This window comes from Streptomyces sp. NRRL B-24484 (assembly GCF_000717715.1).
Lineage (GTDB): Bacteria > Actinomycetota > Actinomycetes > Streptomycetales > Streptomycetaceae > Kitasatospora.
Map to the genome: position 1 here is coordinate 92007 of NZ_JOAI01000017.1, position 24474 is coordinate 116480.

26 protein-coding genes are annotated in these 24474 nt (G+C 74.6%); 6 read left to right on the forward strand and 20 right to left on the reverse strand.

Features of this window, described 5'->3' with window-relative positions:
• The first annotated feature begins 498 nt into the window (after positions 1-498).
• Both IE98_RS0117290 and IE98_RS0117295 read left to right on the forward strand, forming a co-directional pair.
• Complete coding sequence (locus IE98_RS0117290) at positions 499-783, forward strand: hypothetical protein (protein ID WP_159400952.1); 285 nt, start codon at positions 499-501, stop codon at positions 781-783.
• 417 nt (positions 784-1200) lie between these two features.
• On the forward strand, positions 1201-1539 hold the full coding sequence (locus tag IE98_RS0117295; protein ID WP_030269860.1) for a hypothetical protein: 339 nt from the start codon (positions 1201-1203) through the stop codon (positions 1537-1539).
• A gap of 212 nt (positions 1540-1751) precedes the next feature.
• On the opposite strand, the gene IE98_RS0117300 is transcribed toward IE98_RS0117295, so the two are convergent.
• From IE98_RS0117300 to IE98_RS0117340, 9 genes are all read right to left on the reverse strand, one after another.
• Positions 1752-2432 (reverse strand): hypothetical protein, encoded by a 681-nt coding sequence (locus IE98_RS0117300; RefSeq protein WP_159400953.1) that lies wholly within the window; start codon positions 2430-2432, stop codon positions 1752-1754.
• Between the two features lie 120 nt (positions 2433-2552).
• The gene (locus IE98_RS46355; RefSeq protein ID WP_199922924.1) at positions 2553-3041 is read right to left on the reverse strand and encodes a DUF3995 domain-containing protein; all 489 of its coding nucleotides are present in this window, start codon (positions 3039-3041) and stop codon (positions 2553-2555) included.
• Positions 3042-3344: 303 nt separating this feature from the next.
• On the reverse strand, positions 3345-4265 hold the full coding sequence (locus IE98_RS0117310) for a phosphatidylinositol-specific phospholipase C (RefSeq protein WP_030269864.1): 921 nt from the start codon (positions 4263-4265) through the stop codon (positions 3345-3347).
• Positions 4266-4415: 150 nt separating this feature from the next.
• Positions 4416-4916 (reverse strand): DUF3291 domain-containing protein, encoded by a 501-nt coding sequence (locus tag IE98_RS0117315; RefSeq protein ID WP_030269866.1) that lies wholly within the window; start codon positions 4914-4916, stop codon positions 4416-4418.
• A gap of 32 nt (positions 4917-4948) precedes the next feature.
• Positions 4949-5662, reverse strand: a complete 714-nt coding sequence (locus IE98_RS0117320) for a helix-turn-helix transcriptional regulator (protein WP_030269868.1) — start codon at positions 5660-5662, stop codon at positions 4949-4951.
• Between the two features lie 68 nt (positions 5663-5730).
• Positions 5731-6312, reverse strand: a complete 582-nt coding sequence (folE, locus tag IE98_RS0117325; RefSeq protein ID WP_030269870.1) for a GTP cyclohydrolase I FolE — start codon at positions 6310-6312, stop codon at positions 5731-5733.
• A gap of 455 nt (positions 6313-6767) precedes the next feature.
• Entirely contained in the window at positions 6768-7325 is a 558-nt protein-coding gene (locus IE98_RS0117330) for a DUF2231 domain-containing protein (protein ID WP_078661086.1), read from the reverse strand.
• Positions 7326-7473: 148 nt separating this feature from the next.
• A complete protein-coding gene (locus IE98_RS0117335; RefSeq protein WP_052390627.1) occupies positions 7474-8067 on the reverse strand; it encodes a TetR/AcrR family transcriptional regulator in 594 nt (197 codons plus the stop codon).
• Positions 8064-9596, reverse strand: a complete 1533-nt coding sequence (locus tag IE98_RS0117340; protein WP_030269877.1) for an MFS transporter — start codon at positions 9594-9596, stop codon at positions 8064-8066. Before IE98_RS0117340 ends, IE98_RS0117335 begins: the two co-directional genes overlap by 4 nt.
• A gap of 243 nt (positions 9597-9839) precedes the next feature.
• On the opposite strand from IE98_RS0117340, the gene IE98_RS0117345 reads away from it, so the two are divergent.
• Positions 9840-10295 carry a hypothetical protein gene (locus IE98_RS0117345; protein ID WP_030269882.1) on the forward strand — a complete coding sequence of 152 codons (456 nt, stop codon included), beginning with the start codon at positions 9840-9842 and terminating at the stop codon, positions 10293-10295.
• 27 nt (positions 10296-10322) lie between these two features.
• On the opposite strand, the gene IE98_RS0117350 is transcribed toward IE98_RS0117345, so the two are convergent.
• A complete protein-coding gene (locus tag IE98_RS0117350; protein WP_030269883.1) occupies positions 10323-10964 on the reverse strand; it encodes a DedA family protein in 642 nt (213 codons plus the stop codon).
• A 764-nt stretch (positions 10965-11728) separates the two neighbouring features.
• On the opposite strand from IE98_RS0117350, the gene IE98_RS0117355 reads away from it, so the two are divergent.
• Positions 11729-12433, forward strand: coding sequence for an HU family DNA-binding protein (locus IE98_RS0117355; protein WP_030269885.1), 705 nt, complete (start codon positions 11729-11731; stop codon positions 12431-12433).
• Positions 12434-13403: 970 nt separating this feature from the next.
• On the opposite strand, the gene IE98_RS47950 is transcribed toward IE98_RS0117355, so the two are convergent.
• From IE98_RS47950 to IE98_RS0117390, 5 genes are all read right to left on the reverse strand, one after another.
• Entirely contained in the window at positions 13404-13652 is a 249-nt protein-coding gene (locus IE98_RS47950) for a hypothetical protein (RefSeq protein ID WP_052390628.1), read from the reverse strand.
• Between the two features lie 51 nt (positions 13653-13703).
• Entirely contained in the window at positions 13704-13964 is a 261-nt protein-coding gene (locus IE98_RS0117370; RefSeq protein WP_030269891.1) for a hypothetical protein, read from the reverse strand.
• Between the two features lie 107 nt (positions 13965-14071).
• Positions 14072-14662 carry a hypothetical protein gene (locus IE98_RS0117375; RefSeq protein WP_199922925.1) on the reverse strand — a complete coding sequence of 197 codons (591 nt, stop codon included), beginning with the start codon at positions 14660-14662 and terminating at the stop codon, positions 14072-14074.
• A 604-nt stretch (positions 14663-15266) separates the two neighbouring features.
• Positions 15267-15776 (reverse strand): SUKH-4 family immunity protein, encoded by a 510-nt coding sequence (locus IE98_RS0117385; RefSeq protein WP_030269897.1) that lies wholly within the window; start codon positions 15774-15776, stop codon positions 15267-15269.
• Positions 15777-15863: 87 nt separating this feature from the next.
• Positions 15864-16700: a class I SAM-dependent methyltransferase gene (locus IE98_RS0117390; protein WP_234443576.1), complete on the reverse strand. Its 837-nt coding sequence runs from the start codon at positions 16698-16700 to the stop codon at positions 15864-15866.
• Positions 16701-16839: 139 nt separating this feature from the next.
• On the opposite strand from IE98_RS0117390, the gene IE98_RS0117395 reads away from it, so the two are divergent.
• Positions 16840-17184, forward strand: a complete 345-nt coding sequence (locus tag IE98_RS0117395; RefSeq protein ID WP_030269901.1) for a hypothetical protein — start codon at positions 16840-16842, stop codon at positions 17182-17184.
• 45 nt (positions 17185-17229) lie between these two features.
• Here the strand turns inward: IE98_RS0117395 and IE98_RS0117400 are convergent, their stop codons facing one another.
• The gene (locus IE98_RS0117400; protein ID WP_063748944.1) at positions 17230-18906 is read right to left on the reverse strand and encodes a serine/threonine-protein kinase; all 1677 of its coding nucleotides are present in this window, start codon (positions 18904-18906) and stop codon (positions 17230-17232) included.
• Positions 18907-19187: 281 nt separating this feature from the next.
• Here IE98_RS0117400 and paaI point away from each other — a divergent pair, with 281 nt between their 5' ends.
• On the forward strand, positions 19188-19628 hold the full coding sequence (gene paaI / locus IE98_RS0117405) for a hydroxyphenylacetyl-CoA thioesterase PaaI (protein WP_052390629.1): 441 nt from the start codon (positions 19188-19190) through the stop codon (positions 19626-19628).
• A gap of 42 nt (positions 19629-19670) precedes the next feature.
• Here the strand turns inward: paaI and IE98_RS0117410 are convergent, their stop codons facing one another.
• From IE98_RS0117410 to IE98_RS49150, 4 genes are all read right to left on the reverse strand, one after another.
• Positions 19671-20921: a phenylacetate--CoA ligase family protein gene (locus IE98_RS0117410; RefSeq protein ID WP_030269907.1), complete on the reverse strand. Its 1251-nt coding sequence runs from the start codon at positions 20919-20921 to the stop codon at positions 19671-19673.
• A gap of 165 nt (positions 20922-21086) precedes the next feature.
• The gene (locus IE98_RS0117415; protein ID WP_030269909.1) at positions 21087-21956 is read right to left on the reverse strand and encodes an SDR family NAD(P)-dependent oxidoreductase; all 870 of its coding nucleotides are present in this window, start codon (positions 21954-21956) and stop codon (positions 21087-21089) included.
• A complete protein-coding gene (locus IE98_RS0117420) occupies positions 21953-23257 on the reverse strand; it encodes an MFS transporter (protein WP_030269911.1) in 1305 nt (434 codons plus the stop codon). Before IE98_RS0117420 ends, IE98_RS0117415 begins: the two co-directional genes overlap by 4 nt.
• Complete coding sequence (locus IE98_RS49150; protein ID WP_030269913.1) at positions 23254-24471, reverse strand: phenylacetate--CoA ligase family protein; 1218 nt, start codon at positions 24469-24471, stop codon at positions 23254-23256. Before IE98_RS49150 ends, IE98_RS0117420 begins: the two co-directional genes overlap by 4 nt.
• Positions 24472-24474: the final 3 nt, after the last annotated feature.

Below are 24474 nucleotides of genomic sequence, written 5' to 3' on the forward strand. Positions count from 1 at the left end.
AGCAGGGCGATCAACACGGACGGGAGAAGGACGGCGGCACCTGCGGGACGGTTCACGATGCGCTCCGGGACGGCGGGAAGTCGAGGTGATCATCAGCCCGGGCGGCGGCGCTGCCAGCGATGCCGGCTCTCACCGTCATCCACCCTGCCGCCGCGATCCGTCGGGCGACGCACCCCGCCCGAGGTCACCTCACTCACCGTCATCGCGACCCTTCCCCGTTCGGAGTTCGCGGCCCGGCTTCCGCAGTCGGCGCGACGGGTTCCGCTCACCGCCCGCGAGACGGCACGCACCGCCGAGCGCCCGGCCGTCCGGGTTCCGCGGTACCGGCGACCGGCTCGCCGGCGCCCAGCCCGCGGCGCGACCCGCCCCCGTCGCCGACGAACCCGGGCGGCATTCGTTGAACGCGACGGGCCTCCCGTACGTACCTCTGGACGGGGGGACGTGGAGCCGTCCGGCCCCGCGTGAGTGTTCACCGATGGAGGACAGATGCTGCGCAGCGTGGCAACAGGACTCCTCGCCGGCCTGTTCTGCCTCGGCGGAGCGGCCACTGCCATGGCCGCTGCCAACCCGAACGGGACCGGCCCCCCGAACCAGTCCTGCCAGAGTTTCGAGACCCCCGGCACCGGCGCCGGTGCGCCGGGACACTCCGGGACCTCGCCCGGCTCGGTGTTCAACGAGCCCGGCTTCGGCAGCACGAACGGCGGCACCGGCGGTGCCGCCTACAACGCAGCGGGCGCACCGTCCCAGTACGACGTCGCCTGCTTCCAGGTCAGTCACCACTGACAACCCGACCGGGGCCCGGGACACGGAGCGCATCCGCGCCCCGGACCTCGCCGGGCAGCGCACCCCGCCGGTTCCTCGGACGGGGGCTGCAGCACGGGCCGCCCGCGAAGCCCTTCGGGCACGAGACCGGCGCGGCAGGGGTTCGGCGCGGGCACCGCGCGGGCGCGGCGCGGCAGATCCCGGCGCAGCGAGAGGTGTCCGGCCGGGCACGACGGCGATCGGCCCCGTACTCTCCTGAGCAGCCCGGGCCTGCCCGCGGCAGGCGAACCGACTTGCCTGTCCGACATGCCGATCCGACACGGCCGGCCGGGACCCGGGCGGCTTGCCGGAGCTCTTGCGTGACCGGGGGGCCCTGCGGGATCGTCTGGCGGGGCTCCGCCCCTGGAGACCACCCGTCGAGATCCCCGTGGGAGCACCATGACGCGCCCGGACTCGCCCGTCGGACGGACCCGGACGGTGCTCCTGACGCTGATCACCGCGGCTTGCGCCGTGGTCGCCTGCGGGGGCGGCTTCCTCGGCTTCGTGATGGTCGTCGCCGGGGGGATGTCGGACCCGGCCCCGAACGCGACGCCCGATCAGTACGGGCCGTACTGGCCGGAGGTGCTGGCGGGCTTGGCAGCCATGGCCCTTTCGGTCGGCGGCATCGTGTGGTTCGCCGTGCTGACGGCGCGGGAGCGCCGGCGCCTCGGCCTGATCGGGCTCGGGTCCGTCGCGCTCCTCTTCGTCCTCGCCCTGCTGGCCGTCCGGTTCCACTGACGTACCCGTTCCCCCGACCGGAGAGCTCTCCCGGCCGCTCCGACGCCCGGCGCCCGCCGGGTCCGAGGTGTGCGGGCGGCCCGCGCCCGGCACCGCTGAGCCGCACCGCTCCCCTGTCCCGCCGAAGCCCCGCCGTCCTCCGGAGCCCCGCCGCCCGCCGCAACCAGATGCCCGGGCGGCGGGGCTCCCTGCGCTCCCCCGGAGTCCGGCGGTCATCCGGTGGGCAGGCTCCCCAGCTGCGCACGTGCCTGGTCCTTGGAGTAGAGCTGAGCGCCGAGCATGACCTGCGGCGAGCCGTTGCCGCTGACGGCGCAGAACCGCCCGTCCTTCACCGGGACGCTCAGGAGCAGCTTGTCCTCGTTGCGGGCCAGTACGAGACGGGAGCCGCTGACACAGTGGGCGTCGGAGCCGGCCGGTGCGGACGACACCCAGGTGACGGCGTGGTAGAGCGACTCGTGCCGGCCGATCACCATCGACTGCTGCCGGGTGGTGATGAACCGCAGGGATCCCAGCACACCGGTGGTGAGCTTGGTGTACGAGCCGCCCGGTCCGTCGGTCCGCACGTCGGCGGGCCCGTAGAGCTTGCACGCGAACTGCAGGTGGTTGGTGACCTGGATGAGGGCGGTGTGCCGGGAGCCGCTCTCCTGCAGCTCGATCAGCTGGGCGGTGACGTCTGACCCCGGCCCGAGCCCTCCGCACACGGGGTCGGCCGGGACGTCCGTCAGGGTGGGCACCACGTCGGCCGGCGCCGGCGCACCGGCCCGGGTCGCGGAGGCGGCGGCTGCGGCTGCGGCTGCGGCGGAGTCCGCCGAACCGGCATCGGGCTCGCAGGCGGTCAGCGCGAACAGCCCGAAGGCCACCGCACCAGCCACGGTCACATGACGGATCTTCAAAAGAACTCTCCCGAACGATGAACGGCCGCCCGCGGCGGGCAGCCCACTCACAGCACGCGACCGGAACCCGTTCGGTTCCGTTCGATCCTGACCACGGCGCACCGCCCCGGGCCGAATCCATCACGGACCGTGTACCAGGCGTGGTCCCGACGCGGCCTGCTCACGGGCGGTGGTCGGGTTCGCCGTGCTCGCCGCAGGGCGGGGCTGCGCCGTCAACCGCCGGCCGAGGGTGGCGAGCGCGGAGAGCAACCCGCCCACCATGGAGAAGGGTTCGTACAGCAGGGTCGCGAACCGGGCCATCGGGTCCAGGTCCGCGGTCGTCCGCGCCCCGACGGCCGGGGCCGCCCGGTCCGGGACGGACGGCACGGAGTGGAGGAGCAGCAGCGCGGTGGTGGCCCACAGCCCGGCGGCGGGCAGCCGGCCGGGCAGTCGTAAGCCCCAGGGCCGGACGAGCGCCGGGGCCGGCACCGCCGCACCGGCGCAGAGCGGGGCGGCCAGGACGTCGATGGCCAGGAGCGGGGTGTTGCCGCGCGGCGAGAGGCTGTGGGCAGGCCGACCCGACCGCCGAGCAGCCAGTACAGGGGGACGAGGGAGAAGAGGGCGACCCACGTGGCGGCGGCCCGTGCCGCGGCCCGGTGAACCGTACGGGGGAGGTGCGTGGCGCGCGGGGCGGCGGCGAGGGTCTGGGTGTCCATGCGGTCCACCCTGCCGGTTCGGCCGGTGGGGCGGATCGTCCGATCGGTTCGTTTCCGATCGTCCGTCAGGAGGGCCGGGTGATGCGCCTCCTGGGCGACGGCCCCGAAGGCCCGACGGCAGGCGACAGCGAACGACGCGGAGCGGGTCGTGCGCGTCGGGCGTCCGCCCCGATGGCCGTCGTCGGTGCGGTGGACGGCCGGGGCGGACGCCCCGCCGTCAGCCGCCGAAGTTCAGCGCGTACAGGCTGCGCACGGAGTCGGCCGTCACGAAGTCCATCGGGACGGTGCCGAGGACCGGCCGGGAGGCGTGGTCGAGTCCGCCGAGGTAGCCGCGGAGCTTCGAGGCGGCCGCGTCGGCGGCCTGGCGCGGCCACAGGCCCCAACCGGAGCTGGAGGTGAAGGTGAGGAACAGCCGGTTCGGATCGCCGGAGGCCCGGGCGGCGTCGAGGTGCGAGGAGACCTCCGGCCACTTGCGGTTGTAGAAGTCGAAGATCGTGCCGATGTCGTAGTCGTCCTCGATGTCGGTGCGCGTCCCGCCCCAGCGGATGCCCGGCAGCGCGCCGTTGTCGGCGAGCAGCACGATCCGGCCGCGGACGTCGCCGAGTCGCGGTATGCGGTCCTCGGTCCACATCAGGCCCGGCCAGCGGCGCTGGTAGTCGGCGAAGATCGCCCCGAAGTCGGTGTCGGAGACGCTGGAGTACTCCTGCTTGACCCGCATCACCACGGTCTCGCCCGGGTGGGCGGCGAGGAAGGCGCCGACCTGGTTGAGCACGTCGCCGAAGAAGATCTTCTGGAAGAACTGCGAGTGGTGGATCGCGAACACGCCGTCGATCGCCCGGCACCGGATGTCCAGGAACCGTACCCCGGCGGCCAGTTGGTCCGGGACGCCCAGCGTCTGGGTCTGCACCAGCGCACCGCCGTACAGGGCGCAGGTGTCGTGCGTCCCGGGGAGGGTGAGCCGGGACAGCACGGCGTCCGCACCGAAGGCGGCGAGCCAGTCGGCGCCACCGGGGACGGCTGCGGCCCGGGCGGCGGAGGCCTGCGGTGCGCCGAGACCGAGTCCCGCGCCGGCCAGGGTGGCGGCGAGTGCGGAGCGGGCGAAGGTGCGTCTCGTGATCGGAGTGCCGGTCAGGGACAAGGGATCAACCTCCTGGTGACGGTCCGACAGGTCATGGGCATGCCCATTATTGGCGGCCGTCCCGCCTCCGGGCCATACCCGCGTCGAACCCCTCGACCGGAGACGGGGGAACCGCTCACCGGCCGCACCTGCGCACGACCGCGGCTCCGCTCAGGGCTGCGGCGCGGGCTCCGCCCGGAGGTGCTCGGCGGCCTCCGCCGCGGTGTAGGAGGAGGCGAAGGTGAAGGCGCGCGGGGACGGCCCGTGTGCCTGCAGGTCCGCCAGTCGCTCCAGCGCCTCACCGGCGGTCGGCCGGTGGCCGGCGGGCACCCACCAGAGCACCAGGTGCGCCCGGACGTGGCGTTCGAACCAGTCACGGCGCTGCCGCATCACCTCCAGGTGTCCGCTGCGGTAGGTGAAGTCCCACAGCGCCTCCTGCGACTCCCACACCGACAGGTTGACGATGACGTCCTCGCCGGCCGGGCGGAGTCCGGTGGCGTCGGCCTCGCCGTCCCCCACGAGCCGCCAGACGAAGCCGGGCGCCGCGTCCGCGGCCGCGTTGACCGGGTCGAGCATCTCGACGAACGGCGCGGTGCGCGGGTCGTCGAGGGGGTGCCGGAGGGTGGCGATGTTGAGTTGGGCGAGGTGGGCGGCGCGCGCGGATGCGGTCATGGCCTCATCCCAGCACGGCCGTTCTCTCTATGTCAATCATCGTTGTTTTTAGAATCCTCTACCACCACGCAGCATTCCCCGGGCCGGGCGTCCATGCGGGCGCGGACGGGACCGTCCGGTCCGAGCAGCCCCTCCAGCAGTGCGAGGTTCATGCCGCACACCAGCGGCGGGAAGCGCTCCGCGACGGCGTGGAAGGGGCAGTTGCGCATCCGGACCACGCACCGGCCCCCCTCGCCGCGCCCGCCCCCCTCGCCGCGCCCGCGGCCTTCGCCGCCCTCGGGGTCTTCGAGGTGCGGTTCGTAGCCGCGGGCCGCCAGCACCTCCATCGCCTCGCCGAGGCCGCCGCAGGGTGCCGCCGAGCCGCGCAGCGCCTCGCCGCGGCGGCGGGCGGCCGCGTACAGACCGGCGTCCAGCCCGGCCTCCTCGGCCGCCTCGGCGAGCAGTTCGGCGGCGGTGCGGTAGTCGCGGGCGGGCAGCGACACCGACCGCTCGGCCCGCGACCGCGTGTAGACCTTGGCGGGTCGGCCCGCCCCCGGGCCCGAACGGCCGGTCAGGCGGCGGCTGCCGGTCTCCAGCAGCCCGGCCTCCGCCAGCTTGTCCAGGTGGTGTGCGGCGAGCGTGCGCGCCACCCCCGCCGCCTCGGCGGCCTCGTTGCGGCCGACCTCGCGCCCCTGCGCGGCCACGTACTCGTACAGGCGCCGCCGCACCGGGTCCTGCAGCACGGCGATCGCGTCGATGTCCTCCATCCGCCCATTCTAGGAACAACGGAGGTAGGAGATAGAAGCCCGCCGGCGACGGTCGGGCCGTCCCGGAATCACCGGGACAGGCCCGCGAGCATCATGAACTCGGCACGGGCACGGGCGTCCTCGCGCAGGCTTCCCAGCAGGGTGGAGGTGACGGTCCGGGAGCCGGTGGCCAGGACGCCGCGCAGGGTCATGCAGGTGTGCTCGGCCTCCACGACCACGCCGACGCCGGCGGGTTCGAGCTGCCCCTGCAGCCAGTCGGCGATCTGCCGGGTGAGGCGCTCCTGCACCTGCGGCCGGCGGGCGAAGAACTCGACGACCCGGGCGAGCTTGGACAGGCCGAGGATGCGGCCGCCCGGCAGGTAGCCGACGTGCGCAGTGCCGACGAGCGGCAACAGGTGGTGCTCGCACACCGATCGCAGCGGGATCGAGCGGGCGAGGACGAGTTCGTCGTAGCCCTCGTCGTTGGGGAAGGTCGTCAGGTCGAACGGGCGCGGGCTGAAGAGCTCGGCGTAGGCGCGGGCCATCCGGCCGGGGGTGTCGCGCAGGCTCTCCGAGGTGGTGGGGATCCCGAGGGCGTGCAGGAACCGGGCGGCGGCCCGTTCGGCCGTGGCCAGGTCCGCACGGCCCGCCACGACGCCGACCCGCGGCACGGCCCCGTCGGAGGCACGGCCGAGGGACCCGGCGGCCGGGCGGTCCACGGACCCGCCGTCGGGCCGGACCACCGGCTCGTCGGCCGTCGGCCGGGGCACCGGCCGCAGCGACGGCGTTCGGGGGACCGTGCCGGCCCCCGGTGCAGGACCAGGGCGCTGGAGCATCTCGGGCACCTCCGGTCCGGGGCGCAGCGGGCACCCTGCGCACGACGACCGCGACGCCTGCGCGCACGGTGCGCTCCGGGCCGTGGCACCGGCCCGGCACCGGGGCAGCGCCACGGCGGGTGATCGGGCGGCCGGTGATCGGGCGCGGCTCCGAACGGTCGGCCTCGCACGGGGACGGGTCGCCGAGTACGACGGCCGGCCCGATGAGGTGAGGTGCGGTGTCCACGGGAACGCCTCCTGGAGGATCGGTCCGGGACCGGCCGGCGGACCCGGTTGGTGAGTGCTGCCGCTCAGCGTCGTCCGGCGCTGCTGCCGGTGCCGGTGCAGCCCTCGGCCTGGGTGGCCTCGTCGGCCACCCGCACGCCGTAGCGGTGGGCGAGCCGGCCGCCGAGGTGACCGGAGACGCCGAGCACGGCCAGGCTCGCCGCGGACAGGGCGAGCATCCCCGCGCCGACGCCCTGCGTGCTCCCGGCGGCGTGCCGCCAGAGGAATCCGGCGACGTACGCGCAGGTCACCAGCAGGTTGAGCGTCATGTGCACGAGCGCCGTGCGCCGGGCCCTGGTGGCCGGGGGCACAGCGAGCAGGTCGAGGAAGCCGGCCACCGCCGCGGCCAGGGCGCCGAGCACACCGACCGCGATCAACCACATCGAACCCCGCGTCAGGAAGGCCGGGTCGTCGACGACGTGCGAGGCGATGCCGAAGACCAGGCCGGCCACCCACGCCCCGATCGGGACGGTGACCAGCATCGGATGGAGGGGGTGGCTGTAGGGGCCGGCCGTCACCGCACCGACCGACCGCTTCGCCGACATCTGCTGCTCGTTCGCCTGCATCTGCTGCTCGCTGGTCATGCCGGCCTCCCGCCGCTCCGGGCCCGTCCGGCTGCAGCCACCGCCGCCGCGGCCGATGCCACCGAGCGCACCACCGCGCCGTCCTGAGGAACGCGCCCGCGACGGATCGGCGCCGGGCCGTCCGGCCGGGTCGGCCAGGTCAACCGGATCAGCCGGCGGTGCCGGTGTCCGGGGACCGGCCGGCGGCAGCGGCGAGGAGGTCGTGCAGGAGTTCGCGGACCTCGGCCGGGTCGGCGGCGGCCAGGTGGGGCATGCCGGTGCTGCTGCGGGCGAGCACCACGCCGGTGAAGGCGGCGACGGCGAGTTCGGCGCGGAGCTGCGGGCGGTCGACGCCCTCGCGTTCGAGGCGTTCGCGCAGCGGGTCCACCAGTCGGCGGTGCAGGTGGGCGCGGACGGCGTCCTGGACCGCCGAGTCGTCGGAGGGCAGCACCACGGTCTGGAAGGCGGGCCCGGGGCCGCGCTGTTCGAAGCGGTCGAGCAGTCCGGCGAGGCGCTCCTCGTCCAGCAGGTCGGCCGGGGTGGCGTCGCCGTGCTCGGCCTGCACGGTGGCCAGGTAGAGCTGGGTCTTGCCGCCGTAGTAGCGGGCGATCAGGGCCGGGTCGACGCCCGCCCGTTCGCCGATCTCCCGAATGGTGGTGCGGTCGAAGCCGCGCTCGGCGAAGAGTTCGATGGCCGCTCGCAGCAGCAGGTCCCGGCTGCGGGCCGCATCGCGTCGCCGCTCCCCCGCAGTCGTCTCGCTCACGCGGGTGCTCCCTCCTCCCGGGCGGTCTCGCCCTCGCCGTCCGCCGCACGGGCGGCGGTCCGCGGCCGTTCCCCGGCCGGGTCCGCACCGGCGGTGTCCCGGCCCGCGGGCCGGGCGGTGGTGCCGGCGGCCACCGCGGAGCCCCGCCGCGGCAGCACGATGGTAGCCGCACCGACCACCACCCACACGGCACAGCCGATCAGCGCGGCGGTCCCGTAGGCGCTTCCGGTGGGCAGGGCGTGGCCGGCCGGGGTGTGGGCCTGGAGCACCGCACCGCTCAGCGCGCTGCCGGTGGAGTAGCCGACGTAGCGGAGCACCTGGTTGAAGCTGATCGCGCTGCCGGTCTCGTGGGCGGGCACCGCGCCGACGATCAGTCCGGGCATCACGGCGAAGGTCAGGCCGACGCCCAGGCCGGCGAGGCCCATCACCGCGAAGAGCTCCCAGAGGCGGTCGCGGCCGAACAGGAAGGCGAGGGTCGCGGCCAGCGAGACCGCGCAGCCGATCGGCAGGATCGCCGCGGTGCCGGTGCGCCGGGCGAGGCGCGGCGCGATCCGGCTGGTCAGGATGCTGGCGACGGAGAACGGCAGCAGTGCCAGTCCGGCCACCGTGACCGAGGCGCCGAAGCCGTACCCCGCGGCGGCGGGTGTCTGCACGAACCGGGTGACCAGCGACATCAGCAGGTACATCCCGACGCCGGCGACCAGTCCGGCCACGTCGGCGGTGAGCACCACCCGGTTGCGCAGCGAGCGGAGGTCGATCAGCGGGTGGGCCGTGCGCAGCTCGTGCCGGACCCACCACAGCAGCAGGAGCACGCAGGCGGCGGCGAGACCGAGCAGACGGGGTGAGGTCCATCCCCACGGTTCGGCCTCGCTGAGGGCGAGCAGCAGTCCGCCGAGTCCGAGGCCCAGCAGGCACGCGCCGAGCAGGTCGAGCGGGCGGGCCGGGCGGTGCGCGGTCGGCGGCAGGACGAGGACGCCGGCGGTGAGGGCGGCGGCGCTGATGGCGGCCCCGAACCAGAAGGCGGCGTGCACGCCGAGGGACTGCGCGACGAGACCGGTGAGCGGGTAGCCGAGGCCGACGCCGGCGACGGTGGTGAGCGAGAGGATCGCGAGGGCGGAGCGGGAGCGCTCGCCGGGCACGCTGTCGCGGGCGGTGGCGATGGCGAGCGGGGTGAGGCCGAGTCCGACGCCCTGGAGGGCCCGGCCGGCCACCAGGAAGCCGAAGCCCAGCGGCAGGGCGGCGAGCACGCTGCCGGCGAGGACGGTCGCGGCGGCGGCGAGCATCACGGTGCGGCGGTGCGGGCCGTCCCCGAGCCGTCCCATGACGGGGGTGGCGACCGCGCCGACCAGCATGGTGACGGTCAACGACCACTGGGCGTCGGAGAGGGAGACGTGGTCGACGGCGGCGATGGTCGGGATCATCGGCGCGCCGAGGCTGCTGATCACGGCCACCACCGTGCCGAGGAACACCAGCACCGGCACCAGTGCCCGCTGACGCCCCGACGCGCCCGTCACCGCGCTCGCCCGCATGCCCGGCCCGCCTCTCCGCTCGTTTGTCATCAACCGATGTCTTCACATGATGACATGTGGATGGGGGCGCACGGGAGGGGTTGGACGGGCGGGGGTCGGGCGGTCCGCGGCACGGCGGCGTTCCGTCTCCTGGGAGAAGCTCGACGCCGTCCGCGAACTCGACCCGGTGCTGCGGTCCTTCGCGACTTGCCTCGCCGCCCGGGCCTGATCCGGCACCGGGTGCGAGGGCCTAGGATGCCGCGCATGTACGAGTTGGAGCGGTTCCGGTCCCTGGTCCTGTCCCTGTCCTGGGTGGAGATCGAGTTCGCGCGGCCGCGCGTCCGGAGCGAGCACGTCGATGGTCTCGCGCGGATCTACTGGACGCTGGACGACTGGATGCAACGGGTGGCCCTGGTGCAGCTGGTGCAGGACCAGGACCACCCGGCGCTCCGGCCGGTCATGCTCGACGTTCTGCGCGCCCCGCTCACCGAGGACACCGAGAACGTGGAGCTGACCAAGGCGGCGGCACTGGGCCTGATCGACGCCCGCTACAACACGTTCATGACGTTCTACGAGGACCGGGCGGCCCTGCACGCGGCCGTCGACGAGGTGCTGGCGGCCCACGGGTCGGGCGAGGAGCCGTCGGGGCCCTCTGACCGGTGCTGCGGTCAACTCCGCCGCGGGTCGGCTCCGCTGGGAGCGGCTTCGGCGTGCTGGTGACCCGGCCGGCAGCCCGGCCGCCCGGGATCAGGACTGCTCGTCGTGGCCGCCGCCGCTCTCCGCGCGGGACTCGCTCCTGCGGCGTCGCAGGTGCCAGACGATCAGGCCGACCACCACGACCACGGCGAGCGCGATGGCGAGGGCACGGCCGACGACGCCCTCGACCCGGCTGTAGGCGGCGCCGGCGAAGTAGCCGAGAAGGGTGAAGCCGACGCCCCAGGCCAGGCCGCCGAGGGCGTTGAACAACAGGAAGCGCCGGTAGGGCATGTGGGAGATGCCGGCCAGCGCGGGCATCATGGCGCGGAAGAAGGCGATGAACCGGCCGAAGAAGACGGCGGCCGGTCCGCGTCGGCGGATCAGGTCCTGGGCCTTGGAGATCCGCTCCCCGTGGCGCCGCATGGGTCGGGTGCCGAGGATCGCCGGACCGGCCCGGTGGCCGACCTCGTAACCGACGGAGTCGCCGAGGATCGCCGCGCCGACCACGACCAGGATCATCACGCCGAGCGCGACCTTGCCCTGGTGCGCGAGGACACCGCCGAGGACGGCGGCGGTCTCACCGGGGATGACGAAGCCGAAGAAGAGCGCGTCCTCCGCGAAGACGAGGGCGCCCACGACCGCGTACACGACCGGGCCGGACAGACCGGACAGCCAGTCGGTGATCGAGTGCATCAGCCACCTCGTTCGGGATCGACGCCCCTTTCCTCCCCCAATGTAACGGTTTCCACTTTCAGGGATGTGAAGACGGAGGGCTGTGCCCCCATCTCCGGGTGCACCACGAACGGCAGCCGTCGCGGTTCGCGGAGTTGGTCCGGGACGGGGAAAGGGTCGGGCAACGCCGGTTGGGCGGAGCGGCGATCACGGGTCCGACGGTGGACCGTCGGCTCGACCTCACCGGGGGATGACGAACGGTCCGGACGCTGCGGGGGCCGGCCGGGTCTGCGGACGGTGGAGTCCGCCGCGCCGACCGAGTGCAGGACCGGGCCGCGGGCGCCGTCACCCTCACGTCAGTGAGCGCGCCCCCCAACACCGCGAGGCCGTCTGGTACTCGTCCGGTCCTCGACGGCCGAGGGCCGGGCGCGGCGGACGAGGTTCCGGCGCCCTCGCCGTCGGGCATCCCGACTGGGCGTGGTCGGCCGCCACTTGCACCCGATCCGTTCCCCCGCCGCGCCGACCGCCCGCCCCCGTTCGCACGGTTCGAAGGGCCGACCGGGAGCGGCCGCGGCGGGGTGCACGACCGCCTCACGACGGCCGTCCACCGGTCGTGTTGACCCGGATCCCCGCGCCGGGCGGCACCCCCGCGCCGGCCACGACGCCGATCCGATCGCGACATTGTGCCCACAACGCCCCGTTGGGCGGGCGGAAGGCCTGAATGGCCTCTATGTTGAGGATGAAACAGGACAAACCATCCCCGATGTGGTTGTGGAGATGTCGTCATGAACAAGGGACAACTCGTCGAGGCGGTAGCCGGGCAGCTCGGCAGCCGCACCGCCGCCGAGGACGCGGTCGACGCGGTCCTCGACACCATGGTCCGTGCCGTGGTGGCCGGGGAGCGGGTGCAGGTCACCGGCTTCGGCACGCTGGAGAAGGTGGAGCGCGCCGGCCGCTACGCCCGCAACCCGCAGACCGGCGAGCGCGTGCGGGTCAAGAAGACCAACGTGCCCCGCTTCCGCCCGGGTCAGGGCTTCAAGGACCTGGTCTCCGGCGCGAAGAAGCTGCCGAAGTCAGGCCCGGCCACGGCCAAGGCCCCCAAGGGCTCGCTCACCGCGGGCAAGTCGGCCGCTGCTGCGCCCACCCGCAAGCGGGCCGCGGTGAAGCGCACGGCCGCCGCGGGTGCCGCCGCCGCCGCGCCGGCCGCCGCCAAGCGGACGACCGCGAAGAAGGCCACCGCCAAGAAGGCCACCCCGACCAGGGCCGCCGCGACGAAGTCCACGGCGACCAAGGCCGCTCCGACCAAGGCCACCACCGCGGTCAAGAAGACCGCGGCGAACGCCGAGAAGACCACCGCCCGGAAGACGACCGCGGCGGCGAAGAAGTCGACGGCTCCCGCGAAGAAGGCCGCCACCGCCAAGAAGACCGCACCGCGCACCGCCAAGAAGGCGACGCCGGCCAAACGGACCAGCCGCCGCACCACGGCCTGAACAGGACGGGCCGGCCCCGGTACTCGGTACCGGGGCCGGCCCGTTCGCGTGCGCGGACACGGCGCCGTCCGAGCGCCTCCGGGACGCGGGGACGGGGCGCGTGCGCGGTCAGTGGCCGAGCCGCAGGTTCCAGACCTTCAGGTCCACGTCCAGCTCGCCGTAGCCGCCCTGGTCGTCGTGGGCCGCGGTGACGGTCGCCAGGCCGATGGGCGAGTTGTCGTTGACCGCGCAGACGCGGTCTCCCTCGGCGGGGAGACAGGGCCGACAGGTCGATGCCCTCCATGCCGAAGCGGGACTTCCCCGACCGGCGCACAGCCCCGTGGATGCCGTGGAGCCCTGCCCGGAGACCGCGACAGTCACTTGCGGCGCCGGCGGAACCGTACGGCGGCGGGTCCTGCCTCGGATGCTGTATCAAGTCCCCCGATCGACCCTGGGATCACCGTGCCGGAACCGCGGCGATCTGCCGGAACGACGGCCGAAGCGCGCACCGGTCCACCGGCCCCGCGGACCGGGTGGTCAGCCCCCCGCGTTCGGGTGGGCCGGGTGGGCCGGGTGGGGCCGAACGGTGGCCCGCGGTGAGGCTTCACGCTCCCGCGGCCTCGGTCTGCGGGGCGCATCTCCTGCAGTCGGCGGGCGATGCGGCCGTCGGACCCGATGCCACGACACTCCGGGAGGACCCCGCCGTGGTGACGTACGACGACCTGGTCGGCGGGGTGGGGCGAGCACGTCACCCGTGCCGACCCGGCCGTGGTCGCGGTGTGGCACATCCCCGGCCAACAGAGGGCCCTACTCGCCGAGATCGGTGAGCCTGCGGCCCACCAGGTGATCGAGTACGCCGACGTCCGGGGCGGGCCCGAGCCCGAACTCGCCACCGCCGAAGGCCGCGACCTCGGGGTGGTTCTCGGGGTGGGCGAGGCCGTCGCCCGTGAACGAGGACCGACGAGGACCGGGGACGTCGGGCCCGCGACGGTCAGCAGCGGGACCGCTCGCCGGCCGGCAGGCAGTCCCAGGTGGCCTCCACTCGGCGGTCCACCGTGAACAGGGGGCGGGAGCGGACGACGTCGCCGGCCCGCTGGGCGCGCAGCACGAGGCCGAGGTCCCGGGAGCCGGGGTCTCCTGCGTGGGTGTACAGCAGCCCCGACCGGTTCGCCTCCAGCCCGGTCAGCCACCGTTCGAGTTCCGAGGGGACGCGTCCGACCAGCGGGGTGCCCTCCGGCACGACCTGGAGCTCGGTCCGGCGTCGACGGCGACGCAGGCGAGGTACGCCTCGTCACCGGCGGTCCGGCCGGCGGGCGTGCCGGAGCCAGGCGTACTCCGCGGTGTCCTCCGGGCGTTCGGCCTCCCGGCGGCGCGCGTCCGCCACGGCCTGCGGGTCCGCCCAGGGATCCTCCGGGACGGCCCCCTCGCGGGCCGCGCGGCGGGCCGCCGCCTCCTCCTCGGCGACCGGGTCGCCGATCTCCTCACCCCGGGCCCGCAGGCACCGGCGCGCGATCCACCGGTAGCGGGAGTTGCCGCCGGCCGCGGGGGGCACTCCAGTCCGTGGCCTCCGGCGCGGCCCGGGCCGCGGGCGGCAGGCTGTCCGAAACCGGGGAAGCGCCGTGGTTGCCGATCATGGCGGAAGTATGGCCGCCCGGTCCGTCAGGCCGGCCACACCGGAACGGTCTCCGCGTGGGCGCAGCAGGCCGTGTCCTCGCTCTCGACGGTCCGCAGACAGGCTTCGCACATCCAGTCCGGTTCCCCGGGGTCGGGGGCGATGGTGCTGACGGTGTTGTCCCGAACGAGGAGCCGCCACTCGTCACCCGGTTCCTCGCCGACCGCCTCGATCGTGCCGTTGAGGACGTGGTCGAAGGTGAAGTGCCCGAATCCGGGGTGGCCCTGGGCGGCCGCGCCGGGCTTGAGGAAGTGGTCGACGAGGTAGGTCATCCACTCCGCGGCGAAGTAGAACTTCTCGGCCCCGTTCCACTCGATGCCGCTCCCGTCCTCGACGGATTCCCAGTGGCACCACAGGCCGGGCTGTCCTTCCGGCGGACTGTTGGCGTCGCGGACATCCTCGTTCCCGGCCCGCCCGGAGCGGTCGAACGGCCGGTGGGGCGGGCCGTCGACGTAGTAGGGGCCGGCGTCCCGGTCCATCCGCCGGCTCCCGGCGAACCTCCGCAGATAGCTCCGCTCGGCCGCGTTGAGCGGTGGAACGACCTCGATCCGGCCGGTGAACTCGGTGTGGTATCCCACGGTCTGCGGCTCCTCGGTGGCGGGGGGGCGGCGCGCGGCCGCGTTGCGGGGCCGTGCGCCGTCGGTCCGGGCCACCGTAGGGGCCGGCACCGACACCACCGGGCCGGGAGGTGTCGGAGGGAGGACGCAGGGTGCCGGGCATGGTGGAGGAGGCGGGTCCCGAGGTGGTGTCGGCGCGGAAGCGGCTCGCCGGGTGGGTGCGGGACGAGTTGCCGGCTGCGGGCCTTCCGGCCGCGCTGGTGACCGGGGACCCGGTGCTGTCCGCGGGTGCCGTGGTCGGCTACGACGAGACCGTCGGCGACGACGCCAGTGAGGTGGCGGTCTCCTGGAACTGCCGTCCGCGGCTTCAGGACTGTCTGTCGCGGGCCTGTGACCTGGAGCAGTGGCACGATCCGGCGTTCCGTCACTACGGGGCGGTGCAGGAGGCCATGCTCTCGGCGGTGATCGCGGTTTCCCGGCTCGGCCGGGTTCACCGTCCGCGAGAGCCCGTACGAGTACGAGCCGCTGACCGTCGAGGTCCTGGCGGGGCCCGGCGCGCGCCCACCGTGGGTGCCCTCCGTCGAGGTGCAGGCCCGCACGCGGCAGGGTGTCCGGCGTCGGTGGATCAGTCGTCGCCGTCGGCGTAACTCCCCATCTCGACGTCGTCGCAGAACGTCTCCCAGAACCCGCTGTGTGCGAGGGCGGTCCCGTCGATGCCGGACAGGAGGGCGCGGAGCTCCTCCGCCACCTCGCCGAAGCGGTCCTCCTCGTCCTCCGCGTAGAACGGGAAGCGGGCGATCACGGCCTCGACGCACCGGGTGAACGAGTCCAGATCGCCGTTCACGTGACGGGTCGCCGCCGAGTCGGCGCGGGGCACCTGGACCACCTGCCCGGTGGCCGCGTCCACGGCGATGTAGCCGAACAGGCCCGATGCGGCGACGGCGACCGCACCCTGCTCGCCGACCGCTCCGAGGTACAGCGGCTCCCCCAGGGGCCGGTACTCGTATCCGATCAGCCCGCCCGGGATGCCTGGTTCCCGGAGGCGGTCGGCGATCCGGGCGGGTGCTTCGGGCGGAGCCTCGACGCGGATCAGGACGTACGCGGGCTCCGGCAGGGGCAGCAGGGGGTGGCTCACGGGAGTGATCCTCCCCCACCGGACGGTCCCCGTCGACCGCGTCCGGACGCCGTCCGGGTGCGCCCGTCGGCCGGCGCGCCGGGACTCCTACCGGGGCTGCTGCGCCGTGACGAGGTAGTAGTCGAGGATTCCGCACTCGTAGGCGCGCAGGAAGTTGCGCGGCCAGGTCTCCGGGGCCCACCACCGGCTCAGCCAGGTGTCCCAGCCGGGCCAGACGTGCCGGCCGATCGACTCGACGGCCACGTCGGTGAGGCCCGCGCCGGTGAGCGCGTCCGCGAGGTGGCGCACCGGACGGGCGATGTCCAGGCCGTTGGCGAAGGTGTCCAGGAGGCCGGCGAGTTCCGCGGACCGGCCGGGTGCGTCGTCGACGGTGAAGAAACTGACGACCGCCGCCCGGCCACCGGGCCGCAGCACCCTCGACGTCTCCTCGGCGAAGGCCCCCAGGTCCGGGAAGTGCTGCGCGGCCTCCACGCTGATCACGGCGTCGAAGGCGTCCTTCTCCAGCGGGACGTGTTCGGCGGCGCCCTGGACGAACCGCAGCCGCTCCGGCTCCCGGCGCAGCAGGTCGGCATGGGTGTCGCGCGCCCGCTGCAGTTGCTCGGGGTGGATGTCCATGCCGGTGACCGTGGCGCGGCCGTACGCGTCGAGGGCCAGGGCGCAGCCCATGCCGAGGCCGCAGCCGACCTCGAGGATCGCCGGTTCGGCGGGTGGCGCGGCGGCGGCCAGGACGCGGCGGTAGAGGTCCTGCTGGCTGCGGATCCGGTCGGTCTCGTCGAGCGGCCGGGTGAGGTCGATCGCCTGCCAGTCGCCGAAGTTGATGAATCCGCCGCCGAAGACCGGGTTCCGGCTCAGGTCCGCCGGGCCGTACGTCTCGCGCACCGCCGGGTTCATCGCGGGTTCCGCCTGCCGTGTGCCGTCTGCCACCGTGCCACCCCTGCCGTGAGAGTGATCGTCGTCGTGCGTGCGGTTGTTTCGCGGGCGTCCGCAGTCAGTCTGCCGCACTCCCTCACAACGCGGCACGGGGTCGGGGGTGACGGGCGGGCCCGGTGGTAATTTGGCGATCATGAAGCTGCGGGGGGCGGTCTGTCTGCTGGTGGTCGTCGTCCTGGTGCTCGCGGGCCTGTGGCTGCGGGGCGGGGCGGCGGCGGGGTCTCTGCCGGAGGCCAGTTGGGGGGCGTGGCGGACGGTGGACGTGGAGCACTGGTCCGTCCACGTGCGGGTGAACGCATGGGCGCACGCGGCCGAGGCCGACCTGCACTTCGGCAAGGCCGAGGACCTCGAGCTCAGGGCTTACGGCGCGAACGATGCGCGCACCGCCGTCTCCGAGTCCGTCCGGTTCACGCTCCACCCGGACGGCACGCTCACGACCGCACCGCTCACGAGCACCGGTGACGCCACCGGCCGTTGATGCACCGCCGCGGCCACGACGGCCCGGTGGCGCCGGCCCGCGGGGTCAGCCGCCGGGGGCGCGGCAGCGGTTGTCGGCGGATTCCGGGGCGTGCCGGCAGATCAGCCCGAGGTCGGCGGCACGGTGGGTGAGGTAGCGGCCCACGCACCGGTCGTCGGTGGTGCGGCCTCCGGCGGCGCAGAAGGCGAGGGCGGCCCGGCCGTCGGCGAAGGGGCCGGTGGCGTAGACGACCCAGTACCCGGGGCGGAGCGAGGCGAAGTCGTCGCTCCGCAGCAGGACCGCCTGGGGGATCTGCTGCCGGACGGCCGCCAGTTCGCGTTCCGCCGCGCTGCGCCCGAGGCTGGCGTCGACCGAGGAGAGCTGGGCGATCCAGGTGCCGGCGCTCGCCTCGCCCGCAACCCCGGGGCCGTCCCCGGGGCCGTCCCCGGCGGACCCCGCCGGGGACGGCGGAGTCGTCGCGGTCGCGCTGGTCGCGGGCGTCCCGGACGGCGCGCCGGACGGCGTGGCCGGAAGCGGGGCCGGGGCCGGGGAGCCCGCGGGGGCGCTGCTCACCGGGGCGGCCCGCGACGGGGTGCGGGTGTCCCGCGCGGGCCCGAGCAGCAGGGTGGTCAGCGCGCCGCCGCCGAGGGCCGCGAGGGCGAGGACCGCCACGAGGGCGGGCACCGGTCTGCGTCGGGCGCCCGGCATCGGCGTGGTCGCCGCCGACGGGTCGGGCGGCGCCGCCGGGCCCGGCACGGTGGGCAGGCCGGGCCGGCCGGGCCCGTCCGGGTGGGTCGGCGGGTGGACCGGCGGGTGGACCGGCGTCCGGGCCGCGGCCGACGGTCCGGGGGTGGGCGCGGCGGTGACGGTGGCCGCGTCGGCGGTTCCGTCACCGCCCGCGCCGGGCGCCCCGCCGGTCACCCTCCCGTCGGCCACCGCCGCCAGCATCCGCCGCAGTTCGCCGGCGTCGGGGCGCAGCGCCGGTTCCGGCACCAGGAGTGCGCGCAGCACCGGGGCGAGGGCACCGGCCCGTACGGGCGGCGGGACGCGGCCGTCACGGGCGGCGGCCAGCGCCGCCAGTGGCGTGTCGCGGTGGAGGGGGCTGGTGCCCTCCACCGCCGTGTACAGCAGCATGCCGAGGGACCAGAGGTCGGCGGCCGGGCCGCCCGGTTCGCCGGCGGCGCGTTCGGGTGCCATGTAGGCGGGGGTGCCGATGACCGCGTCGACGGCGGTGAGGGCCGGCAGGTCGGCCACGGCGGCGATGCCGAAGTCGGTGAGGACGGCCGTTCCGTCCGGCCGGACGACGGCGTTGGCGGGCTTGACGTCGCGGTGCTGGATGCCGGCCCGGTGGGCGGCCTCGAGTGCGGCGAGCAGGTCGAGGCCGATCCGGGCGGCGCGGGCGGGCGGCAGGGGGCCCTGCCGGTCGAGGACGTCCTGCAGCGACTCGCCCCGGACGAGTTCCATGACCAGCCAGGGGAAGGGGTGTGCGTCGACCACTTGGTGGATGGTCACCGCGTGCGGGTGCTGGAGGCGGGCCAGTGCCCGCGCCTCCCGCATCACCCGCTCGCGCATCACCCCGGTCGGCCGGTCGCCGCCCGCCTCGGTCGGCCTGACCTCCTTGAGCGCCACCTCCCGGTGGAGTTCGCGGTCCACGGCCCGCCAGACCGTCCCCATGCCGCCCCCGCCGAGTCTGGCGAGGAGCTCGAAGCGGCCCGCCACCACGCGGCCGTCGTCCGTGGACATCGTCGATCGCCCTTCCGTCCCACCCCTGGACGATCCGGCCCTCCCCGGCCGGATCGGCACTCAGGGTAGTGGATCGGACACCTTCCGGTGTGCGGCCGGTCGGGGTGGGTGGCCTGCGGTGTTCATCGGTGCGGTGCGGCCGGCCCGTCCGGAATTCATGCGACGGCCCGGGGTGCTGACGGACGATCGGACCGTCGTTGACAGCCGGCGGTGCGGGTCGGTGTAATTCCCGGGAACGGATAGACGAATGGTCCGGGCCGGTCCCGGGAAGGCAGGGGAATGTGGACGAGAATGCGGATCAGGGCGTTGCCGACAATTCCCGGACGGCCGCGCTGTTCGAGCGCGACCGGACGTGCCGGTCGCTGGGGATCACCCTCGACGAGGTGTCCGCGGGGCACGCGCGCATGGGCATGGAGGTGTCCGCCGACATGGTGAACGGCCATGGCATCGCGCACGGCGGCTTCATCTTCCTGCTCGCCGACGCGGCATTCTCGTACGCGTGCAACAGCTACGGTCCGGTGACCGTCGCGCAGGCCGCGCAGGTCACCTTCCTCGCTCCGGCGGCGGTCGGCGACGCATTGGTGGCGGAGGCGGCGGAACGGTCGCGTTCGGGGCGGCACGGAATCTACGACGTGACCGTCCGGCAATCCACCGGGAGGGTCGTCGCGGAATTCCGCGGGCAGAGCGTCACGCTCTCCGGAAAGCCGGTCGACGGCGGGTGAATTCCGGGGAGCGCGACGGTCCGTCCGCGGTGCGGCGGTGCGTCAGTCCTCGGGGCGCTCGTCGACGACCTGGCGCAGTTTGCCCGTCCGCGGGTTGGTGACGAGTTCGGAGCGCGGCACCCACTCGATCGCGAGGGGGTGGATCGCGCCGGCGGCGACCTCCTCGGGGTAGGTGGGCCGGGCCGCGTAGACGGCGGCGATCAGGCGCTCGGCGAGGTCGGCGGGGGGCTGCTCGGTGTAGCCGAGGCGCAGGACGATGCCGTCCCGCCCGTCCCGGCGGCGCTGCACCATCTGCATGCCGGCGATGTGCCGGCCGGGGTCGGCGGCGACGAGGACGGCGCGGATGTCCTCGGTCGGCATGGAGACGATGCCGACCCGCCCGCCCTCCTCGGAGCGGCCGAGCAGCCGGAAGCGGCGGCAGTCGGCGTCGAGCCATTCGGCGCGGTCGCCGGCCGGGTAGCGCAGGATCGGCATCAGGGTGCGGAAGAGGTTGGTGACGACGACGCGGCCGGGGACGCCGGGGGTGGTGATCGGCTCGCCGGTCGCGCTGTCGACGATCTCGACCAGCGTGCGGTGCGGGAAGGCCTCGTGCACCCGGACGTCGTCGCCGGGGACGGGCGAGGCGACCAGGCCGGCGTCGACGGAGGCGTAGCCGACCGAGGAGATCGCCGCCTTGGGGAAGGCCCGGGTGAGCAGCGGCCGCAGGTCGGTGAAGAGCAGGTCGCCGCCGAACATCAGCAGTTCGACCGAGGCGGCGACCTCGCCGCGGCGGACGAGGTGTTCGGCGACGGCGCTGAGCTTCATCGGTTCGCCGGCGAGGACGTGCACGCCGAAGCCGGTGACCAGGTCGGCGATGTAGTCGTTGGGCGCGGAGCCGCCGACGGGCAGGCGGACGTTGTCGACCGGCGCGTGGTGCAGGGCGCCCTCGATGAAGAGGAAGCCGCTGTAGAGCTCGCCGGCGCGGAACAGGTTGGCGACCCGGTGGCCTGGCCTGAGGCCGGCCTGCACCATGCCGGTGCCGAAGGCGGTGAGCGCCTCGGCGTGCTCGGTGCGGGTCCACGGGGAGAGTTTGGGGGCGCCGGTAGTGCCGCCTGACTTGTAGACGCCGGCGTCGGTGAGCGGGCCGGTGAGCAGGCGGTCCTCGCGGGTCGCGGCCCAGAAGGCGTCCTGGTCGACGACGGGCAGCTGGGTGAGGTGCGAGACCGTCCGCGGGACGTCGCGGTAGGCCTCGGCGTAGAACGGCGAGTGGGTGCGGGCGAGGTCGACGAGTTCCTGCAGGGACTTGGCGGGCACGGGTCCTCCGGGCGGGTGTGTCGGGGCGTCGTTTCTTCAGGGGGCGCTCGGGTGTGCCACGAGGGGCGCCCTTCGGGGACGGTTGCTGAGGCGTGTCCTCAAAGGCGACGGATGCCGCACAGGGGCGCGTGGGGGCACCTCCCGAGTGCCTTTGAAGACAAACTCCTAGGGCAGGTCGGGGCGGCCGATCCAGGTGTGGGCGAGGGTCTGTACGCGGGTGCCGTCGCGGTCGGTGAGTTTCTGGTCGAGGTAGTCGGCGGCCCACCGGCCGGCCGGGATCCGGAACGGCGGGTGCTCGTCGCCGAGGGTGTCGACCACGACCTCGGCGACGTCCTGCGGCTGCTGGCCGGCGCCCTCCCAGCCCTTGGTGCGGACCCAGTCGACGTAGTCGGCGAAGGTGTCGGCGTAGGGGCCGGAGGCGGCCTGGACGGTGGTGCGGTTGACGTCCGGGAAGATGCCGAAGTTGGTGCCGCGGACGAAGCCGGGCACCACCAGGGACACCCGGACGCCGTGCGCGGCGGCGACCGGGGCGAGGCTCTCCATGAAGCCCTCGACGGCGAACTTGGCGGCGCAGTAAGCCTCGTTGAAGGGCTGGCCGACGACGCCGTGCACGCTGCCGATGGTGATCAGGCTGCCGCGGGCGGCGCGCAGCAGCGGCATCGCGGCGCGGCTGACCGCGATCACCCCGAAGAAGTTGACCTCCAGGTTGGTCCGCAGCGCGGCCATCGTGGACATCTCCAGGGTGGGGTCGAAGTTGGAGATGCCCGCGTTGTTGACGACCGCGTCCAGCCGCCCGTACTCGCCCGCGACGGCGTCGAGGCAGGCGGTGACGGAGTCGGCGTCGGTGACGTCGAGCCGCCGGACGTCGACCTCGGCACCGGCCTGCGCGGCGGCCTCGCGCAGGGCGCCGGCGCGGTCGGGGTCGCGCACGGTCGCGACCACGGCGTGCCCGGCCCGGGCGGCGGCGACGGCGGTGGCCAGGCCGATGCCGGAGGAGGTCCCGGTGATGAGGACGGTCCTGCGCGTGGTGGTCATGAGGCGCGCTCCGCGAGGGCCGCGTCGGCCGTCCCGTCCCCGGCCGCCGCTCGGGCCTTCTCGCGTTCGGCGGCGTCCAGCAGCGGCTGGATCCGGATCGCGGGCAGGAAGGAGAACGCGGCGAGCAGGGTGCCGCCGGCCATCACGACGCGGGCGGCGTCGAGGATGCCGAGGGAGTCGGTCAGCAGGCTGACGGCCCAGCCGCCGACGAGGGCGGCGAGCGGGATGACGCCCCAGGTGACGGTGCGGTAGGCGGCGTGCATGACGCCCTGGTTCTGCGCGGACATCCGGGACTGCCGGGCGGGTGCGCTGCACACGTTGATGCAGGACATGAAGAAGCCGTAGCAGCCCATGGTCACGGCGATCACCGGGCCGGTCGGCAGGGTGGGGGCGGCGAGCACGCCGAGGCCGACCAGGCAGTGCAGCAGCAGGCCGTAGGCCATCGTCCGGCCGGTGCCGAACCGCTCGCTGATCTTGGGGGCGACCACCGCGCCGAGCAGTGCGCCGACCGCGGCGACCGACATGGCCGCGCCGAACACCGCGACGGAGACGCCGAGTCCGCGGTAGGCGAGGACGGGCAGCACGGTGACGAAGATCGGGCCGCCGCAGTTCAGCGTGATGGCGGCGACGACGACCCGGCGCAGCACCGGGTCGGACCAGTTGAGCCGGAAGCCGAGGGTGAGGCGCTCCCGGACGGAGCCGGTGACGGGTGTGCGGTCCCCCCAGGAGGGCATCGAGCGCAGGCAGAGCGCCGAGACCAGGTAGCTGGCGGCGTCGACGAGGAGCGCGGCGACGCCGAGGGCGCCGTAGAGGCCGGCGGCGACGGAGGGGCCGGAGACCTCGGAGACGGAACGGCTGCCCTCCAGGCGGGAGTAGGCCCGGACGAGGTCGTCCTTCGGCACCACGGCGGGGACGGCGATCAGGTAGCCGACGGTGAAGAAGATGGTCGCGCCGCTGATCGCGGCGACGCAGCCGAAGATCAGCGGGGTGGAGAGCCACCCGAGCCAGTAGGCGAGCGGGATGACGCCGACGGCGACCAGCCGGACGAGGTCGCAGGCGAGCATCGTCCACCGCTTGTCCCAGCGGTCGACGAGCACGCCGGCGATCGGTCCGAGCAGCGGGATGCCGAGGTACTGGGCCATCGCCACGATGCCGACCTGGAGGGCGGAGGCGTGCAGCACGAAGATCATCAGGGTGGGGACGACGAAGACGGTGACCCGGTCGCCGACGGTGCTGATGGTCTGGCCGGCCCAGAACAGGTTGAAGCCCCGGCCGAGGGAGGCGGGCAGGCGCGGTTTCACGAGTCCTCCCGGACGACGAGGTCGGACGTCTTGCCGGTGCGGTCGTTGCTGATCAGTGCGGCGACGGCGCGCACCCGGAACGACTGCGGGTCGTGCTGGAAGGCGGTGCTGAGGGTGAAGGTCTCGGCGAGGATCTCCTTGCGCAGCCGCTCGGTGTCGACCTCGGCGCCGGCGGCGGTGAGCAGCAGCACCTCGACGGCGGACGCCCGGCCGCCCTGCTCGGTGACCAGGACCTGGGCCTGCGTCACGCCGGGCTCGCCCTCGGCCCGGGCGACGACCTCCTGGACGTGCAGGCCGAGGCCGCGGACCTGGACGACGCTGTCGCGGCGGCCGAGCACCTGCATCGCCGGTCCTGGGCGGCCGCAGGGGCAGGCGACCAGGCGGCCGGCGTCGCCGGTGCGGTAGCGCAGCACGGGGTTGAGCATCTCGGGGTTCAGGGTGGTGAAGTCGAGCAGCTCGTCGGGGCCGACGTGCACCAGCTGCTCGGGCAGGGTGTGGAAGGTGTCGGCCGGGCACCGGGGGCCGTTGGTGCCGACCACCCAGGTCTCGGTGCTGCCGAACATGCCGTGCCGGCGGGCCAGCGGGGCGACGGCGGCCATGTCCTCGGCGAGCTGCGGCTGCCAGGCCTCGCCGAGCCAGAGCACCTTGCGCAGGTCGGGCAGGGTGATGCCGGCGGCGCGGGCGTGGGCGAACCAGAGCCGCAGCACGCTCGGGGTGCCGCCGATGGCGGTGACCCGGCGGGCGGCGAAGAAGGACAGCCAGTCGGGGTACTCGTCGGCGGCGACCGAGCCGACCGCGATGATCCGGCAGCCGGAGAGGTCGGCGAGGGCGGCGGCGAGGAAGTGCGCGCCCCACATCCGGCCGGCGCCCCAGGCGTTGACGAACACGTCGTCGGGGTCGAGGGGCTGCCAGTGGGCGTGCACGCCGGCCATGTAGAAGCCGGTGGGTGCGTAGCCGATCTTGGGGGCGCCGGTGCTGCCGCCGCTCTGGAAGAGCCAGGTGGCGCCGTGTTCGGCCTGGGGTTCGAGGTGGGCGAGGGCGGTGTTGAGGTCGTCCTTGGCGAGCGGCGGGAGCGCGGCCAGGTCGTCGAGGGCGTGCGGGTCGGCGTGCCCGGTGTAGCGGGGGGCCAGCTCGGGGACGGTCCGCAGCCGGGCGAGGGTGCGCCGGGCGACGTGCAGCCGGGGCGCGGCGGCGGCCGGGGTGAGGGAGAACACGGG

Excerpts from the sequence above, each read along its gene's own strand:
- IE98_RS0117400 (WP_063748944.1), bottom strand. The coding sequence starts at position 18,906 with ATGTCCACGGACGACGGCCGCGTGGTGGCGGGCCGCTTCGAGCTCCTC.
- IE98_RS0117340 (WP_030269877.1), bottom strand. The coding sequence starts at position 9,596 with ATGCGGGCGAGCGCGGTGACGGGCGCGTCGGGGCGTCAGCGGGCACTG.
- IE98_RS0117350 (WP_030269883.1), bottom strand. The coding sequence starts at position 10,964 with ATGCACTCGATCACCGACTGGCTGTCCGGTCTGTCCGGCCCGGTCGTG.
- IE98_RS0117415 (WP_030269909.1), bottom strand. The coding sequence starts at position 21,956 with ATGACCACCACGCGCAGGACCGTCCTCATCACCGGGACCTCCTCCGGC.
- IE98_RS0117315 (WP_030269866.1), bottom strand. The coding sequence starts at position 4,916 with ATGACCGCATCCGCGCGCGCCGCCCACCTCGCCCAACTCAACATCGCC.
- IE98_RS0117330 (WP_078661086.1), bottom strand. The coding sequence starts at position 7,325 with ATGACCAGCGAGCAGCAGATGCAGGCGAACGAGCAGCAGATGTCGGCG.
- IE98_RS0117295 (WP_030269860.1), top strand. The coding sequence starts at position 1,201 with ATGACGCGCCCGGACTCGCCCGTCGGACGGACCCGGACGGTGCTCCTG.
- IE98_RS0117345 (WP_030269882.1), top strand. The coding sequence starts at position 9,840 with ATGTACGAGTTGGAGCGGTTCCGGTCCCTGGTCCTGTCCCTGTCCTGG.
- IE98_RS0117320 (WP_030269868.1), bottom strand. The coding sequence starts at position 5,662 with ATGGAGGACATCGACGCGATCGCCGTGCTGCAGGACCCGGTGCGGCGG.
- IE98_RS0117355 (WP_030269885.1), top strand. The coding sequence starts at position 11,729 with ATGAACAAGGGACAACTCGTCGAGGCGGTAGCCGGGCAGCTCGGCAGC.
- IE98_RS0117395 (WP_030269901.1), top strand. The coding sequence starts at position 16,840 with ATGAAGCTGCGGGGGGCGGTCTGTCTGCTGGTGGTCGTCGTCCTGGTG.